Genomic DNA, 17,501 nt, shown 5'->3' on the forward strand with positions numbered 1-17,501 from the left:
AAGTGGACACCATGCAGACCTATCCCGATGTCAAGCTTTTCATCAACGGCGAATGGCGCGATGCCATTGGCGGCGAGACCTTGCCGGTCATCGATCCCGCCACCGAGGAAGTGATCGGCAAGATCGCCCATGCCCGCAAGGCCGATCTCGACCTGGCGCTGGAAGCGGCGGAGAAGGGCTTCAAGATCTGGCGCGACACCGCTGCCTTCGAACGCTCCAAGCTGATGCGCAAGGCCGCCGACATCATGCGCTCCCGGGCGGACGCCATTGCCTTCATGATGACCCGCGAGCAGGGCAAGCCGCTGGCGCAGGCGAAGATGGAAGTGATGGGCGCCGCCGACACCATCGACTGGTTCGCCGAGGAAGCCCGCCGCACCTACGGCCAGATCATCCCCGCCCGCTTCAGCGGCGTCGCCCAGATGGCGATCAAGCTGCCGGTCGGCCCGGTCGCCGCGTTCACGCCCTGGAACTTCCCGATCAACCAGATCGTCCGCAAGCTCTCGGCGGCGCTCGCCACCGGCTGCTCGATCATCGTCAAGGCGCCCGAGGAAACCCCGGCCTCGCCGGCCGAGCTCATCCGCGCCTTCGCCGATGCCGGCGTTCCGGCAGGCGTCGTCAACCTCGTCTACGGCATTCCGGCCGAAGTGTCCGAGTACCTCATCCCGCATCCGGTCATCCGCAAGATCTCGTTCACGGGCTCCACCCCGGTCGGCAAGCATCTCGCAGCCCTCGCCGGCAGGCACATGAAGCGCGCCACGATGGAACTCGGGGGGCATGCGCCGGCGATCATCTTCGACGATGCCGATATCGAAAAGGCGATCGAGGTCACGGCCGCCTCGAAATTCCGCAATGCCGGCCAGGTCTGCGTCGCGCCGACCCGCTTCCTCGTGCAGGATGGCATCGCCGACAGGTTCATCGAGGGTTTCGTCAAGGCCGCGCAGGCGCTCAAGGTCGGCAACGGCCTGGAAGAGGGCGTCACCATGGGCCCGCTCGCCAACGAGCGCCGCATCCCGGCCATGGAAGACCTGATCCATGACGCGGTGTCGCACGGCGCGGTGCTGAAGACCGGGGGAAAACGCATCGGCAACAAGGGCTATTTCTTCGAGCCGACCGTTCTTGCCGACGTGCCCACCTCGGCCAAGGTGATGAACGACGAGCCTTTCGGCCCGCTTGCGATCGTCAATCGCTTCTCGCATTTCGACGATGCGATCGAGGAAGCGAACCGCCTGCCCTTCGGCCTCGCGTCCTACGCCTTCACCAGCTCGGTGAAGACGGCGCATGCGCTCGGCCGCCAGGTCGAGGCCGGCATGCTGACCATCAACCACAACGGCCTCGCCCTGCCGGAAGTGCCCTTCGGCGGCATCAAGGATTCCGGTTACGGCACCGAAGGCGGTTCGGAAGCCACCGAAGCCTACCTGGAAACCCGCTTCGTCAGCCAGATGAGCTGATAGCCCCGTCGCAGGCCGGCCTGAAAGCCGACCTGCCCCCAGCTCGCCCCGAGTTCAACGACATCCGCCGGCCGAAGCCTTCCGCTCCGGCCGGTTTTCTTTTGCCTTGCCCGCCGCACGCGAGTCGAATACGAAAACAAAAAGTGAACAAACAGGCGCGACCATGGCCGATACCGAATCTGCCCCCCTGCTGAAGGAAATCTTCAACCGCGAGCGCCTCCGGCATTTCGCGGGCGAGACGGCGGCCGTCCACCCCGCTTTCGACGGCGAACGGTTTCTGACGCTTGCCTCGAACGATCTCGACGACCTGAGCATCATGCAGCGCCTGCGGCAGATCGCCCTCGCCTATCATGAAGTCCTGCCCGGCGGCTTCGCGACGAACCTGGAAATCCTCCGGGAACTCGCCCCCCGCATCAACCACGGCTTCGCCTCCATGGTCCTGCCCGAATATGTGGCGCTCCACGGCCAGGATCATTTCGACCTCTCCATGGATGCCCTGAGTTATTTCACGCGCTTCGGCTCGTCGGAATTCGCCATCCGGCATTTCCTGCTGAAGGATTTGGCCCGGACGCTGAAAGTCATGGAACGCTGGTCCCGGGATGAGAACGAACATGTCCGGCGGCTTGCGAGCGAAGGCTGCCGGCCGCGCCTGCCCTGGTCCTTCCAGTTGAAGGCGCTGATCGCCGACCCCTCGCCAGTTGCGCCGATTCTGGAAAACCTGAAGAGCGACCCGAGCCTTTACGTGCGCAAGTCCGTCGCCAATCACCTGAACGACATCACCAAGGACCATCCGGCCTGGGTTCTGGAAAAGCTCACCGGCTGGAACAGCGACGATCCGCGCACCGGCTGGATCATGAAGCAGGCGCTTCGCACCCTGATCAAGAAGGGCGACGCCCGCGCCCTCCATGTTTTCGGCGCGGGCCACAAGGCCGAGGTGGAGGTCGAGACCTTTTCGGTGACGCCCTCTTCCCTGAAACTCCGCGGCGCGGTGCAGATTTCCGCAAGGCTCGTCTCGAAGGCGCCCGCGCCGCAGAAGCTGGTGAATCGATTATGCCGTTCACTATGTGAAAAAGGCGGGCGGCACCTCGAAGAAGGTCTTCAAATGGAAGGAGATCACGCTGGCGCCGAACGCGACGGCGGAGCTTTCGATCAACCGCCCCATCCGCGATTTCACCACCCGCACCCACTATGCCGGCCGGCACCCGGTCGAGCTGATCGTCAACGGCGAGGTTTTGGGGACGAGTGGGTTCGATTTGACCATCTAATGCGTGTCGCACAAAAGTGCGCGGCGATTTTGCGCCAACGACATGCATGAGAACAACAAGCAAAAGCGATAGCGGCGTCCTCTCACCGTACCCTTGAGGAGGAGAGCGCATATGGGAGTTCGAGCAAGCCTCGCTTGCTCCCCCTTCTCCCCAGCGGGGAGAAGTGCCGAGCGACGCGAGGCGATGAGGGGGTGTACACGCGGCAAAATCATCGCAAGCCTGTTTGGCCTCGCCCCTCCTCATCCGGTCTTTCGGACCCCCGCCGGGGAGAAGAGGGAGAGCCTTGCCTGCCCGTCACTCCACAAAACCTCGGCATATCTTGCTCATATGCAATTACCTCCCCTTCCGAGGGAGGGTCGGACCAAAGGTCCGGGGTGGGTGGCCGCCGCGTGCTCAAAGGGTCGCCCTCCCGCCGCTTTGCTGTGACCTCCCTCAAGGGAGAGGCGGGCGGGTGCTTCACCGTCTCACGGTCTTCCCAGACGCGAAAGCCATCACTTGCGCTTGTCAAACCTACCCTTGCCGCCAGACGGCTTGACGCCGCCGGCATCCGGCTTGGCCTTCTTCCTGAACGGCCGGTCACCCGCGTCTTTGCTGAAAGGCTTGTCGCCACCCTTCCGGAAAGGCTTCTCGAAGGTCTCTGCGCCGCGATTGCCGGCCTGCGCCGGCTTGCCCTTGCCGAAACCACCCTTCGGCTTCGCATCGCCCCAGACCTCGTCGTCCATGCGACGCTCATCGCTGACGTTCCCGCCCGCAGGCTTTCCCTTCGACTGCCATTCCTTGCGCGGCCTGTCGCTGAAAGGCTTCTCCCGGAACGGCCTGTCCCTGCCCCCGCGCTCAGCACCCTCGCCGTCGCCGAACTTCTTGTCCTTCCAGGGCTTGTCCATGCGCGGGCCTTCCCGGCGCGTAAAACCGTGCTCGTCCGTCCCGCGGGAGAACTTGCTGAAGTCCGGCGCATGATCGAGGCGCGTCACGCGGATGCCGCGCTCCATCATCCGGTCCTTGCCGAGCTTCTGCATGAACCGGTCGGCGTGCTCGGCCGCGATTTCCACGAAGGTCTCGTCCACCTGCATCTTGATCGCGCCGATCTCGTTCTTGGTGAGGTCGCCGCTGCGGCAGAGGGTCGGGATGAGCCAGCGCGGCTCGGCGCGCTGCTTGCGGCCGACCGACAGCGAGAACCAGACGGCGGGGCCGAAATCGCCGCGCGGCGCCAGCGGCCGCGATGCCGGATCGCCTTTCTCGCGGCTGCCCTCCCGCGGCTTGCGGCCGGGCTCCAGCGAGACTTCGGCAACCTCCTCGGGCGCGGAATTCTTGCCGCGATAAAGCGTCACGAAAGCGGTCGCGAGCTTCGCCGCATCGAAACGCTCCACCAGCTTTTCGATCAGCGCCTGCTCGTCCTCATCCTTTGCCGCCTCCTCGAAGATCGGGTCGGCAAGCAGGCGTTCCTCGTCGCGGCGGATCACCTCGTCGGCCGACGGGGGACGCGCCCATGTGGGCTCGATCTTCGCGCCGAACAGCAGGCGCTCGGCCTTGCGGCGCTGGTTCACCGGCACGATCAGCGCGCTGACGCCCTTGCGCCCTGCGCGACCGGTGCGGCCGCTGCGGTGAAGCAGCGTCTCCGAATTGGTCGGCAGGTCCGCATGGATGACGAGTTCCAGGCCCGGCAGGTCGATGCCGCGGGCCGCGACGTCGGTCGCGATGCAGACCCGCGCGCGGCCATCACGCATCGCCTGCAACGCATGGGTGCGCTCGTTCTGCGTCAGTTCGCCGGAAAGCGCCACGACCGAGAAATTGCGGTTGGAAAGCCGCGCCGTCAGGTGGTTGACGGCCGCGCGGGTCGAGCAGAACACGATCGCATTGGCTGCCTCGTAATAGCGAAGCGCGTTGACGATCGCATGCTCGCGGTCGGACGGCGTGACGAGCAGCGCGCGATATTCGATATCGACATGCTGCCGCTCCTCGGCCGCGGTGGCGATGCGCACCGCATCGCGCTGGTAGCTCTTGGCGAGCTTGGCGATCGCCGCCGGCACGGTGGCCGAGAACATCAGCGTGCGGCGGTCGTCCGGCGCGGATTCGAGGATGAATTCCAGGTCTTCGCGGAAACCGAGGTCCAGCATCTCGTCCGCCTCGTCGAGCACCGCCACTTTCAGGGATGACATGTCGAGCGCCTCGCGGCGGATATGGTCGCAGATGCGGCCGGGCGTACCGACGACGATATGGGCGCCGCGTTCCAGCGCCCGCCGCTCGTTGCGGATATCCATGCCGCCGACGCAGCTCGCGATGACGGCGCCGGTCATCTCATAAAGCCATTCGAGCTCCCGCTTCACCTGCATGGCAAGCTCGCGGGTCGGCGCGATCACCAGCGCCAGGGGCACCTCTGCACGACCGAAACGATCCTTCTCGCCAAGCAGCGTCGGCGCGATGGCAAGCCCGAAGGCCACCGTCTTGCCCGACCCGGTCTGGGCGGAGACCAGCGCGTCGGAAGCGGCAAGCGTCGGGTCGAGCATCGCCTGCTGAACCGGCGTCAGGGTCGTATATCCGCGCTTTTCCAACGCCTTGGCGATCGCCGGAACGGCGCCGTTGTAATCAGTCATCTACCTGTCTTTCGGATTGTCATGCGCGTAGGCGCCATGGCCGCAACGATCGCAGCCAAACGTTGCGCCGTCCCTATAGGGTCAGGCGGGAATTGTCAAAATGCTTGTGGGCCGGTCAGAGTGCGAAGACCTTGGCGCGGCGCAACGTCACGAAGCCACCGTCTCCGGCTTTCACCACCCGTTCAGGCTCGACGTCGAATTCCAGGTGCTCGCCGGTCTCGACGGTCGCCAGCACGCGCCGGCCATCCGGCCGGTCAAGGACGCGGGTGATGCTGGCCGGAATACCAGGCCCCTGAAGGGACCAGTCCAGATCGGCGGGACGCGCATAAAGCTCGGCCTTGCCGTCCGGCAGGCCCGAAACCTCGATCGCCGCCCCACTGGCATAGGCCTTGCCACCGCGCACTTCCGCAGCAAGCACATTGGCGTCTCCGAGAAACTTCATCACGAAAGCCGACTTCGGGTCGCGGCAGACCTCTTCCGGGGTGCCTTGCTGCACGATGTGCCCGTCCTTGAGGATGACGACGCGGTCGGCGAGGTCCAGCGCCTCCTCCTGGTCATGGGTGACGAACAGGGTGGTAATGCCGAGTTCCGAATGGATTTCGCGCAGCCAGCGGCGCAGGTCGCGGCGCACATTGGCGTCGAGCGCGCCGAAGGGCTCGTCGAGCAGCAGCACTTTCGGATCGACCGCAAGCGCGCGGGCGAGCGCCACCCGCTGCCGCTGGCCGCCGGAAATCTGCGCCGGGAACCGGTCGCCGAGGTTTTCGAGGCGCACCAGCCTGAGCAGTTCGGCGACGCGCGCGTCGATCGCCGCCTTCTCGCGCTTCACCTTCGAGACCTTCATGCCGAAGGCGATGTTCTCCGCCACCGTCATATGCGGGAAGAGTGCATAATGCTGGAAGACGAAGCCGACGCCGCGGTCGCGCACCGGAATATCGGTCGCATCCTGGTCGCCGAAATGGATACTCCCGCCATCGGCATATTCGAGGCCGGCCACCATGCGCAGGATGGTCGTCTTACCGGAACCGGAAGGCCCGAGCAGCGCGACGAGCTCGCCGCTTTCGATGGTGAGCGAGACATCGCGCACCGCGCGAAAGGTCTCGAAGGTCTTGACGACATGGTCGAGGCGGATTTTCATAGGGCTTCACCTCTTATGCGGCGGTCGAGGGTGGCGATGAAGGCCTCCTCGTCGAGTTCGAGCAGGCTGTTGAGAACGGCGTCTGCCTGCATCAATCCGGCTTGCGACAACTGCCGCATGAAGCGCCAGCAATCGAGCGGGTCGTGCACGACACAGCTGCGGATGCGGTCGAAGGAGCGCCTTTTCCACGCATATCCGGAAAAATGGCTGCTTTGGCCGAGGAAGAAATCGGAACCGTAACACGATATCCGCCTTACCGGCATCAATGCCCAGATCGTTGAGAAGATGGCGCATGGCATATCCCCGCGCCATGAACACGGTCGGCGTGAAATGGTAGTGGCGGGTGCGCTGGCCTCGCGCCAGCCACCATATCCGGGCGCATTCGATGGGCGAACGCAACATCGCGAATTCGATGCCGCCGGAACGCAGGGTCCCGGCGATTTCCGCCTCGCTCCTTTCCACGAAGATGCTGTTGTAGTAAGCGGCGGTGGTTCGCGTGCCGAGCATGTGCGCCTGCTCGCGAAAACCGTCGTTCACGACAAAATTCGTCCGCGCGACAAGGTCATGGGCATCGATTGCGGCGCCGTTGCCAAGGGTATTTTCGGCAGGCTCCACAACGGCGATCGTCTTTCCTTCGACATGCGCTGCAAAGGCCCGGTCGAGTTCGCGCGCCTCCCCGATCCGCCCCATGGCAAGCAGGCCATCGCGTCTTGCCAGGGCATCCGTTCCTGCGGACAGCAGGGACGAAATGCGGGCATCGTCGCCGACATGGACCGCGGCGGCCAGATGCATCGCCAGCCGGCCGTCCTTCGGGGGCGTGGCAAGGACCGCATGGGCGGCAATGCGCTTGGCATCGATGGCCGCACCGACGAAACCGAGGCGATAAAGCCGGCTGTGAAGCGCGAGCCACCAGACCGCCGGCAAGCCCTCGTCCCGGGCTTGGGCCACCTGCCCGCGCATGTCGGCCGACGTCACTTTCGGATCGACGCCTTCGGCGACTTTTTCAAGCCAGGCAATCGCGGGCTTCGCAAGGGCGGGGCTTGCCGCACCACGAAGCTGCCCCGCCCAGCCGGCGCTCCTGAGGGCGGCCAGCCGCTGGGTGGCGAGATCGAGGAGTGCTGCGCGCCGCGCCGCGGTCAGCGGACCGGTCGTCAATTCGGCGTCGAGCCGCGTCACCGCGCTCGCTATCTCCTGCGACGCGCCGGTCTCATCGCCTTCCTGGCGCAATGTCTTCGCCCGCTGCAGGCGAGCCTCGATCAGGCTCCTGACGGCCTGGACCCGGGCGGTGGATTCCGTGATCCGCGGCAATGCCGCCTCCAGAAGCGAGATGCCCTGCTCGAACTCGCCGGCCTTGATGCAGGCCTCGGCGGCCGTCACATGCTTTCTCCGGCTTCTGGAGAGAAGCCAGGAACGGATATAGGCGAAGCTGCCGGCAAACTGCCTCATTGCGCGGCATCCGACGGCTGTGGCGCCGCCGGCCTGGAACGGCCGCGCCCTGCGCCCTGTCGCTCCAGGGCCACCTTGGCAATGATGGTGAAGACGGCGATGAGCGCCAGGATGGAAGCGGCGGCGAATGCGCCGGTCGTCTGGTAGTCGTGGTAGAGCAGCTCGATGTGCAGCGGCAGCGTATTGGTCTGGCCGCGAATATTGCCGGAAACGACGGAGACCGCGCCGAACTCGCCCATGACACGCGCATTGCAGAGCACGACGCCATAGAGCAGCGCCCACCTGATGTTGGGAAGCGTCACCGAGAAGAAGGTGCGCCAGCCGGAGGCACCGAGCGACGTGGCGGCCTCCTCCAGATCCCGGCCCTGCGCCTGCATGAGCGGGATGAGCTCGCGAGCGACGAAGGGCGCGGTGACGAACATCGAGGCAAGGATGATACCCGGGATCGCGAACAGGATCTTGATGCCGTATTCGTCGAACGCCGGCCCGAAGATGCCCTGCAGGCCGTAGACGAACAGATAGGCGACGCCGGCGACGATCGGCGACACCGAAAACGGGATTTCGATCACCACCAGCAGGAGGCGCTTGCCCCGGAAATCGAACTTGGCGATCGCCCAGGCGGCGGCAATACCGAACACGGTGTTGACCGGCACGGCGATGAGTGCTGCAAGCACGGTGAGCCCGATCGCATGCTGCGTATCCGGATGAGCGATGGTCGACGCATAGACCTGCCAGCCCTTCGCGAAGGCCTCGACCCCGATGATGACGAGCGGCGCCAGGATGAGCAAGGCCCCGAGGACGAGCACGATGCCGATCAGGAAACGGCTAAAGAGCGGCCCGTCGCCGACGCGCGGCGGTTTACTGCCCTTGCGGATAGCGCTCATGGTCAGTTCCTCACGGTGTAGCGCAAGGCGCGGGCCTGCATCCAGTTGGTGACCGCGAGCATCAGAAATGCAGCCAGCAGCAGGACGGAGGCGATCGCCGCCGCCGCCTGGTAATCGTATTCCTCGAGCCGGATGAAGATCAGGAGCGCGGTGATTTCCGTCGACATCGGCTGGTTTCCGGCGATGAAGATGATCGCCCCGAACTCGCCGAGCGAGCGGGCGAAGGACAGCGAGACGCCCGCCAGCAACGCCGGCGCCAGGAGCGGCAGGATGACCTTGCGGAAAATCTCCCAGTCCGAGCCGCCGAGCGACTGGGCCGCCTCCTCGAGCGCCGGATCGAGGTCTTCCAGGACCGGCTGCACGGTGCGGACGATGAACGGCAGTGACGTGAAGCACATGGCGATCATGATGCCGATCGGCGTATAGGCGACCTTGATGCCGAGATCCGAGAGCAGCGAGCCGAACCAGCCATTGGTGGTGAAGAGCGCCGTCAGCGAAATGCCGGCGACCGCCGTCGGCAGCGCGAAGGGAAGGTCGACCATGGCATCGACGATACGCCAGCCCGGAAAGCGGTAGCGCGTCAGAACCCAGGCAAGCGCCAGCCCGAAGAAGAGATTGAAGAACGTCGCCCCGAGAGCCGACAGGACCGTGACGCGATAGCTCGCGAGCGCGCGCGCCGACGAGACGATCCGCCAGTAGTCCTCCGGGCCGAGGCTCGCCGCCTTGAAGACGAGCGCGGCCAGCGGCAGCACGACGATCAGGCCGACATAGGTGAGGGTCACGCCCAGCGACAGTGGCAATCCGGGCAGGACATTGCGTCTCAAGCAGTCATTTCCTCTCTTCACGGGCAAAACCCGGCGGATGAAAATCCACCGGGTGTAGAGATGACAAACCTCGCCCCATGCTCGACGTCATCCTCGGCCCTGTGCAGAGGATCTGCCGCGCTCGCGATCCGGCCGATGCAGATGCCCGGCACGAGGCCGGGCATGACGGAAGAGCATTATGGCGATGCCGGTCAAACCCGGAACGACTTAACGGCTGCCGTAGAGCTTGTCGAGGGTTCCGCCGGAAGCAAAGTGTTCCGACTGTATCTTGCCCCAGCCGCCGAAGACGTCGTCCACGTTGACGAGGCGGATCACCGGGAACTGATCCTTGAACTCGGCGGCCACCTTTTCGTTATGGACACGGTGCCCGAACTGCGCGGCGATCCGCTGGCCTTCTTCCGTGTAAAGGAACTCGAGATAGGATTTTGCGAGCGCTTCGGTGCCGTGCTTCTTGGCGACCTTGTCGACGACTGCGACCGGAAACTCCGCGAGCAGGCTGACCGATGGAATGACGCTCTCCACCTTGTCCTTGCCGTATTGCTTGACGATCCCGCGGGTCTCGGCCTCGAAGGTGATCAGCACATCTCCGGTCTCGCGCTCCACGAAAGTCGTAGTCGCGGCGCGGCCGCCGGTATCGAAGACCGGGACGTTGTTGAAAATCTTGGTGATATAGGCCTCGATCTTCTCCTGGTCGCCCTTGTAGGCCTCGTTGGCCCAGGCATAGGCCGCAAGATAGGTGTAACGGGCGTTGCCGGAGGTCTTCGGGTTCGGGAAGACGGCGTGGACATCGTCGCGGGCGAGATCGCTCCAGTCCTTGATGTTCTTCGGATTGCCGGCACGCACCAGGAAGGACGGGAAGGAATAGAAGGGCGAGGCATTGTTCGCGAACGCCTTCGTCCAGTCCTTGGCGACGAAACCGTTCTTGGCCAGGAAGTCGATGTCCGTCGACTGGTTGAAGGTGACGACGTCGGCCTCGAGCCCTTCCACGATCGAGCGGGCCTGTTTGGACGTGCCGGCATGCGACTGGTCCACGGAAACGCCCGGATGCTGTTTGACGAAGGCCTCGTTCTCGGCGACGAAAAGTTCGCGCGAGACGTCATAGGACGCATTGAGCAGTTTCGTCGGCTGCTGGGCCAGCGCAGGCGCGACGAAAAGCGCGGCAAGGGCGGTGCCGAGGATGAGGAGGCGGTTCATGCAAGTCTCCGGTGTTTGAATATGCCGGGAACACTACCGGGAGGCGCATCGAACCGCGAGGCACCGGGCACCTTGGCCACAGACAGCCTTAGAAATTTTGACTATTTTTCACCGCGTTTGGCGGAGCTTTTCGCCCTGGAACGGAGAAAACCGCCTCCCCCGCCGGGAGGGGGCGGCATGAGCGCCGGAAAATGTCGTCATGGGCCTGTCACGCGACGCTGCGGGGAGCTTCCATCTCGTGGATGGCCTTCTTGATATCTTCGCGGAAAGCCGGCGTATCCTGATGCCCATGCACGGCAACGGCATGCTGGACCGCGGCATTGACGAGCTCGTCCGTGTTATCGGCCGAGATGGCTACGGTGCATTTCATTTCACTCGGGAATTCGCGGCAATCGATAAATTTGCGTCCCATGTTTTCCTCCATCGCAAGCCCCTGGCCGATCGGCCGGGGGCGTTATTTTACTCCTCTTGTCCGGAGGAAACAAACACGCAAAAGTCTTCGTGAAGAACGCCCCATGGGGGATGATTTCCGCCGGCCGCAAAAATTCTCCGCCCGTTTTTCAACGACTTAGCCCGATGCGCGCACGTAGCCTTTCCCCGTCTCCCGGGCCGATGCGACAATCTCCACGTCATCGGATGGGAAACCGGGCTCGCGAACCGGCAACCTTTTCCTCGGGTTCAAGGGCCAGGTTCCGGTGACGGTCGATGGAAACGGCAAGGGAGACCTGACTATACCTCCCGAGACGGCTTCAGCGGCCGGGGCAGGCAGAAAAAATCCACCTCCCACCCACATCGTCCACTGCCTGCCCCTCCCGACCATGCCGGCATCGCCGGCGTGGCTGCACGCATGCGCGCAAAAAGCCTACCCGCCGGCCTTCTCCCGCAGCATGCGGATGATCGCGGAAAAATCATCCCCGCCATGGCCGGCTTTCTCGAACTCGGCATAGAGCTCGGCCGCATGCGCCCCAAGCGGCGTCGCCGCGCCGGATTGCTGCGCCGCTTCCTGGGATAGCGCCAGGTCCTTCAGCATCAGCGCCGCCGCGAAACCGGGCCTGTAGTCGTTGTTGGCGGGCGATGTCGGCACCGGACCCGGCACCGGGCAATAGGTGGTGAGCGACCAGCACTGGCCGGAAGAGGTCGAGGCGACGTCGAACAGCGCCTGATGCGAGAGGCCGAGCTTTTCGGCAAGGCTGAAGGCCTCGCAGACGCCGATCATCGAAATGCCGAGGATCATGTTGTTGCAGATCTTCGCCGCCTGGCCGGCGCCGGCATGACCGCAATGGACGATCTTCCGGCCCATGGCCTCCAGGATCGGCCTGGCCGATGCGAACGCCTTGTCCGAGCCGCCGACCATGAAGGTGAGCGTACCGGCCGCAGCACCCCCGGTGCCGCCGGAGACCGGTGCATCGAGCGAGATGCAGTTCATCACTTCCGCGAGCTTGTGCGCCTTGCGGGCGCTTTCGACGTCGATGGTCGAGCAGTCGATGACCAGCGTCCCTTCCGGCAGAAGCGTGGCGAGATCGGACCAGACCGCGATGACATGCTGCCCCTTGGGCAACATGGTGATGACGCATTCCGCACCCCGCACCGCTTCGGCAAGCGCGGGCGACGCCCTGACGCCCGTCGCGGCCGCAGCCTTCACGGAGTCCTCCGAAAGGTCGAAACCGGAAACCTCATGGCCGGCCTTCACCAGATTGGCCGCCATCGGCCCGCCCATATTGCCGAGACCCACGAATGCGATCTTGGTCATGTCTTCCTCCCGTCGTTCTTTTCCTGCCACATGTCCCCGTCCCGCCACATGTCCCTGTCCCGAATGTCCCCGTCCCGGATGTCCCCGTCCCGAAACCCGCCTCCGGGCGACATGCGCCTAAAGCCGGTGGTCCGGAAACAGCACGGGATGCCGGACAGCGAAATACCGGTCGAGATCGGCCTCGCTCACCTCTTCCAGCTTTGCCGGCCGCCATTGCGGATTGCGGTCCTTGTCGATGATTGCGGCGCGGACGCCCTCGTAGAAATCGTGATTGCGGAGGATTTCCGAGCCCACCGTGAATTCCCGCTCCAGGCACTCGACGAGGCTGGAACTCTGCCGCCCGAGCCGAAGCATCCTCAGCGCGAGCTTGAGGCTGGTCGGCGAACGCCTGGCGATGGCCTCGCGCGTTCCGATGGCGAATTCACTGTCCTCCTTTTCAAGGGCCGCGACAATCTCCTCCACGCTGTCGAAAGCGAAGGCGCGGTCGATCGCGTCGCGGTGCGCGGCAAGCCGCCCCTCTTCCGGCACGACGGCAAAACGGTCGATCACCGCGCGCACTTGCTCGTCCGATGCGCCACCCTTGAGGGCGCCGAGCGCTTCCGCCAGGGCGTCCAGCCGTTCCGAAGGCACGCAGGCATCGGCAAGACCGGCATGGATCGCATCCGCCGCGCCGATGATCTCGCCCGTCAGCCCCATCCAGGTGCCGGCCTCGCCCGGAGCGCGCGACAGGAGCCAGGTGGCGCCGACGTCCGGCACGTAGCCGATACCGGTCTCCGGCATGGCAAGCCGGGTGCGCTCGGTGACGATGCGGTGCGCGCCATGCGAAGCGATCCCGACGCCGCCGCCCATCACGATCCCGTCCATCAGCGCCACATAGGGCCTGTCATAGTGGGAGATCATGTAGTTGAGCGGGAATTCCTCCCGCCAGAAGCGCGTCACCTCGGGATCGCCCGCCCTGCCCATTTCATGGATGACGCGGATATCCCCGCCGGCGCAGAGGCCCCGCTCCCCCTCGCCCTTCAGGACGACGCAGGAGATATCCGGATCGTCGGCGAAACGCTCCATCGCCGTCTTCATCACCCGCACCATGGCAAGGTTCAGGCTGTTCAGCGCCTTCGGACGGTTGAGCCGGACGATGGCGGCCGACCCGATGCGATCGAGCAGGACTTCGTCGCTCTGGCTGGCGATATCGGGCATCGGGTTCCTCCGGTCAGCGCCCTGCCTGGCGCCTTGTCTCGCGATTGTCCGCCAGGATCATCTCCGCCGCCTTCTCGGCGATCATGATCGTCGGCGAATTGGTGTTGCCGGACGTTATATTGGGCATGATCGAGGCATCGGCGATACGCAATCGACCGAGCGCGCGCATTTTCAGCCGCGGATCGACGACGCTCTCCGGATCGGCCCCCATCCGGGCCGTGCCGACCGGATGGAAGATCGTCGTGCCGATGTCGCCCGCCGCCCTTTCGATATCCGCATCGCTCTCGTAGGAAGGGCCGGGCTTGTATTCCTCCGGGCGATAGCGTGCGAAGGCCGGCCTCCTGACGATCTCACGGGTGAGCCGGATCGCCCTCACCGCCACATCCCGGTCGCCCGCGGTCGACAGATAGTTCGGATGGATGGCGGGAGCGGCGGCAAAATCGGGGCTCTTCAGGTGCACCGAGCCGCGGCTTTCCGGGCGAAGGTTGCAGACGCTCGCCGTCATCGCCGGGAAGGCATGGACCGGATCGCCGAACCTGTCGAGCGAGACGGGCTGCACATGGTATTCGAGATCCGGCGTCTCCCTGTCCGGCCCGGACCTGGTGAAGATGCCGAGCTGGCTCGGCGCCATCGACATCGGGCCCGAACGGCGGAAGGCGTATTCGAGGCCGATCGCGGCCTTGCCGATGAGGCTGGAAGCCTTCTCGTTCAGCGTCGGCACGCCCGTCACCTTGTAGACCATGCGAAGCTGCAGATGGTCCTGCAGGTTCTCGCCGACGCCCTTCACCTCCTTGATCACGTCCACGCCCGCCTTTTGCAGCACGTCGCCTCGCCCCACGCCGGAAAGTTCGAGGATATGCGGCGAACCGATCGCCCCGGCGCTGAGCACGGTCTCGCGGCTCGCATAGGCCTTCTTCGCAACGCCGTCGTGCTGGAATTCGACGCCTTTCACCTCGCCGTTCTCGATGATGAGGCGGCGGACATGCGCCTTGGTGAGCACGGTGAGGTTCGCACGCTTCATTGCCGGACGGAGGAAGGCCTTGGACGCGTTCCAGCGGATGCCCGAGCGCTGGTTGACGTCGAAATAGCTGGAGCCTTCGTTGTTGCCGCGATTGAAGTCGTCGACAATCGGGATGCCGGCCTCTTCCGCCGCCTTCTGGAAGGCGTCGAGCACCGCCCAGCGCACGCGCGACTTCTCGATCCGCCATTCGCCACCGACCGAATGCACCTCGTCGGCGCCCTTGTAGAAATCCTGGCTCTTCTTGAAGATCGGCAACACATCGTCCCAGCCCCAGCCGGTGCAGCCCGCCTGCCGCCAGAGGTCGTAGTCGCGCGCCTGGCCGCGCATGTAGATCATGCCGTTGATCGAGGAGCAGCCGCCGAGGATCTTGCCGCGCGGATAGGAGAGCGAACGGCCGTTCAACCCCTCCTCCTTCTCGGTGGTGAAGCACCAGTCGGTGCGCGGATTGTTGATGCAGTAGAGATATCCGACAGGAATATGCACCCAGTGGTAGTTGTCGTTTCCGCCCGCTTCGAGAACGAGGACGCGGTTGCCCGGGTCCTTCGACAGGCGGTTGGCGAGCACGCACCCGGCGCTGCCCGCCCCGATGACGATGTAGTCGTAGTCGTGTGAATGGCTTTCCATGTCATGTCTCCATGGAAAGGCGTCCCGCGGACGTCAGCCCGCAAGCGCCTTCCCCCAATCCTTGCCTGATGACGCGCCGCCCGCGCCTCCCCGCGATGCCTACCGCCGATGTTCGAAACCGAGCTTCCGGCCGAGCCGGGAGGCGTAGAATTCTCCTATGATGCCTCGCCGGAAGACGAGGACGCAGACCATGAACACGACGCCGGTGACGATCGTCACCGGGAATTCCGATGTCGCGAGATAGTTCTGCAGCGTGACCACGAGGCCCGCGCCGAAGATCGGCCCGATCAGCGTGCCGATGCCGCCGAGCAGCGTCATGAGAATGACCTCGCCGGACATCTGCCAGGCGACGTCGGTCAGCGTCGCGAACTGGAAGACCAGCGCCTTCAGCCCGCCGGCGAGCCCCGCCAGCGCCGCCGACATGACGAAGGCGCCGAGCTTGTAGCGCGCGACGGAATAGCCGAGCGACGTGGCGCGCGCCTCGTTCTCGCGGATCGATTTCAGGATCATGCCGAAGGGCGAGTTGATGAAGCGCCAGATGATCACCATGCCGATCAGGAACACCGCCAGCACGAAGTAATACATGCTGGTCGACTGGCTGAGATCGATGAAGCCGAAGAGATGGCCGCGCGGCACCGACTGGATGCCGTCCTCGCCCTTGGTGAATTCCGCCTGCAGGCAGAAGAAGAAGAACATCTGCGACAGCGCCAGCGTGATCATCGCGAAATAGATGCCCTGCCGGCGGATCGCCACGTAACCCATGACGAGCCCGAGCAGTGCTGCGCCCGCCACGCCGGTCAGGAGGCCGAGTTCCGGCGGGAAACCCCATTCCTTCACCACATGGGCGGTGAAATAGGCCGCTCCGCCGAAGAAGGCCGCATGGCCGAAGGAGAGCAGCCCGGTATAGCCGAGCAGCAGGTTGAAGGCGCAGGCGAAAAGCGCGAAGCACAGGAGCTTCATCAGGAAGATCGGGTAGAAGAAGGCCGGCGCCACGACGAGGAAGGCGAGGCCCGCGATCAGGAAGGCCGCATAGGTCATCGAGGCGGTGGCCGAACGCTCGGCGCGCGGCCCGGAGGAGGGTTTGGCGGCAGAATGGCTCATATCGGTCATGTCACGCATCCCGTCCGAAAAGGCCGGCCGGCCGGATGAGAAGCACGATCGCCATGATCACGAAGATCACGATGTTGGAGGCTTCCGGATAAAACACCTTGGTCAGTCCCTCGGCGATGCCGAGCATGTAGCCGGTCAGGATGGCGCCCATGATCGAGCCCATGCCGCCGACCACCACCACGGCGAAAACGACGATGATGATGTTCGAGCCCATCAGCGGCGAGACCTGGTAGACCGGAGCGGCAAGCACCCCGGCAAAGGCCGCCAGCCCCGCGCCGATCCCGTAGGTAAGCGTCAGCAGCATCGGCACGTTGACGCCGAAAGCCTGCACCAGGACCGGGTTCTCGGTGGCTGCGCGCAGGTAGGAGCCGAGCTTCGTCTTCTCGATCAGGAGCCAGGTGCCGATGCAGGCGACGAGCGAGACGACGACCACCCAGCCGCGATAGTTCGGCAGGAACATGAAGCCGAGATTGGTGCCGCCGGCAAGCTGCGGCGGAACCGAATAGGGCTGCCCGGCGGCGCCGTAGAGATAACGGAACGTGCCCTCGACCGCCAGCGCCAGGCCGAAGGTGAAGAGCAGGCCGTAGAGCGGGTCGAGCTTGTAGAGCCGCGACAGCATGGTCCGCTCGATCACCGCTCCGAAAAGCCCGACCACCAGCGGCCCGAGAACCAGCGCGAACCAGTAGTTGATGCCGAAATACTGCAGCATCAGCATCGCCGCGAAGGCGCCGAGCATGTATTGCGCGCCATGGGCGAAGTTGATGACCCGCAACAGGCCGAAGATGACGGCGAGGCCGAGGCTCAGCAGCGCATAGAAGGAACCGTTGATCAGGCCGATCAGGAGCTGCCCGAGAAAAGCCTGGAGCGGTATGCCGAAGATCATGGTCATTGGGCGAGGCTCCTCCTGCCCTTCTCCCCCCTTGCGGGGGAGATGTCGCCGGAGGCGACGGAGAGGGGTGGTTCAACACATTCTACAGCCGGGTTCGAGGCACTGTCACCCTCCGTCAGCTCT

The 17,501-nt window shown here is 64.7% G+C and carries 13 protein-coding genes and 1 pseudogene; 2 read left to right on the plus strand and 12 right to left on the minus strand.

Annotated features, from left to right (window positions below; all coding sequences use genetic code 11):
• Window positions 1–11: 11 nt before the first annotated feature.
• Together ACFFP0_RS11250 and ACFFP0_RS11255 are read left to right on the plus strand one after the other, a co-directional pair.
• Window positions 12–1,448, plus strand: a complete 1,437-nt coding sequence (locus ACFFP0_RS11250) for an NAD-dependent succinate-semialdehyde dehydrogenase (protein ID WP_377260417.1) — start codon at window positions 12–14, stop codon at window positions 1,446–1,448.
• 163 nt (window positions 1,449–1,611) lie between these two features.
• Window positions 1,612–2,713, plus strand: a pseudogene (locus tag ACFFP0_RS11255) (DNA alkylation repair protein).
• Between the two features lie 491 nt (window positions 2,714–3,204).
• Here the strand turns inward: ACFFP0_RS11255 and ACFFP0_RS11260 are convergent.
• The 12 genes from ACFFP0_RS11260 to ACFFP0_RS11315 all read right to left on the minus strand — a co-directional run bounded on the left by ACFFP0_RS11260 (window position 3,205) and on the right by ACFFP0_RS11315 (window position 17,378).
• A complete protein-coding gene (locus ACFFP0_RS11260) occupies window positions 3,205–5,304 on the minus strand; it encodes a DEAD/DEAH box helicase (RefSeq protein ID WP_377260419.1) in 2,100 nt (699 codons plus the stop codon).
• Window positions 5,305–5,419: 115 nt separating this feature from the next.
• A complete protein-coding gene (locus tag ACFFP0_RS11265) occupies window positions 5,420–6,439 on the minus strand; it encodes a sulfate/molybdate ABC transporter ATP-binding protein (RefSeq protein ID WP_377260421.1) in 1,020 nt (339 codons plus the stop codon).
• 6 nt (window positions 6,440–6,445) lie between these two features.
• The gene (locus ACFFP0_RS11270; RefSeq protein ID WP_377260423.1) at window positions 6,446–7,885 is read right to left on the minus strand and encodes a hypothetical protein; all 1,440 of its coding nucleotides are present in this window, start codon (window positions 7,883–7,885) and stop codon (window positions 6,446–6,448) included.
• The gene (gene cysW / locus ACFFP0_RS11275; RefSeq protein WP_377260425.1) at window positions 7,882–8,769 is read right to left on the minus strand and encodes a sulfate ABC transporter permease subunit CysW; all 888 of its coding nucleotides are present in this window, start codon (window positions 8,767–8,769) and stop codon (window positions 7,882–7,884) included. Before cysW ends, ACFFP0_RS11270 begins: the two co-directional genes overlap by 4 nt.
• A gap of 2 nt (window positions 8,770–8,771) precedes the next feature.
• A complete protein-coding gene (gene cysT, locus ACFFP0_RS11280) occupies window positions 8,772–9,593 on the minus strand; it encodes a sulfate ABC transporter permease subunit CysT (protein ID WP_377260427.1) in 822 nt (273 codons plus the stop codon).
• A gap of 207 nt (window positions 9,594–9,800) precedes the next feature.
• Window positions 9,801–10,787 (minus strand): thiosulfate ABC transporter substrate-binding protein CysP, encoded by a 987-nt coding sequence (gene cysP, locus ACFFP0_RS11285; protein WP_377260429.1) that lies wholly within the window; start codon window positions 10,785–10,787, stop codon window positions 9,801–9,803.
• Window positions 10,788–10,995: 208 nt separating this feature from the next.
• Entirely contained in the window at window positions 10,996–11,199 is a 204-nt protein-coding gene (locus ACFFP0_RS11290) for a DUF1059 domain-containing protein (protein ID WP_377260431.1), read from the minus strand.
• A gap of 450 nt (window positions 11,200–11,649) precedes the next feature.
• Window positions 11,650–12,537: a 3-hydroxyisobutyrate dehydrogenase gene (mmsB, locus tag ACFFP0_RS11295; RefSeq protein WP_377260433.1), complete on the minus strand. Its 888-nt coding sequence runs from the start codon at window positions 12,535–12,537 to the stop codon at window positions 11,650–11,652.
• 117 nt (window positions 12,538–12,654) lie between these two features.
• A complete protein-coding gene (locus ACFFP0_RS11300; RefSeq protein WP_377260435.1) occupies window positions 12,655–13,734 on the minus strand; it encodes an enoyl-CoA hydratase/isomerase family protein in 1,080 nt (359 codons plus the stop codon).
• Between the two features lie 13 nt (window positions 13,735–13,747).
• Window positions 13,748–15,379, minus strand: coding sequence for a GMC family oxidoreductase (locus ACFFP0_RS11305; protein ID WP_377260437.1), 1,632 nt, complete (start codon window positions 15,377–15,379; stop codon window positions 13,748–13,750).
• Window positions 15,380–15,478: 99 nt separating this feature from the next.
• Entirely contained in the window at window positions 15,479–16,498 is a 1,020-nt protein-coding gene (locus tag ACFFP0_RS11310; protein WP_377260439.1) for a branched-chain amino acid ABC transporter permease, read from the minus strand.
• Window positions 16,491–17,378 carry a branched-chain amino acid ABC transporter permease gene (locus ACFFP0_RS11315; RefSeq protein ID WP_377260441.1) on the minus strand — a complete coding sequence of 296 codons (888 nt, stop codon included), beginning with the start codon at window positions 17,376–17,378 and terminating at the stop codon, window positions 16,491–16,493. Before ACFFP0_RS11315 ends, ACFFP0_RS11310 begins: the two co-directional genes overlap by 8 nt.
• Window positions 17,379–17,501: the final 123 nt, after the last annotated feature.

This window comes from Neorhizobium puerariae (genome assembly GCF_042429745.1).
Lineage (GTDB): Bacteria > Pseudomonadota > Alphaproteobacteria > Rhizobiales > Rhizobiaceae > Neorhizobium > Neorhizobium puerariae.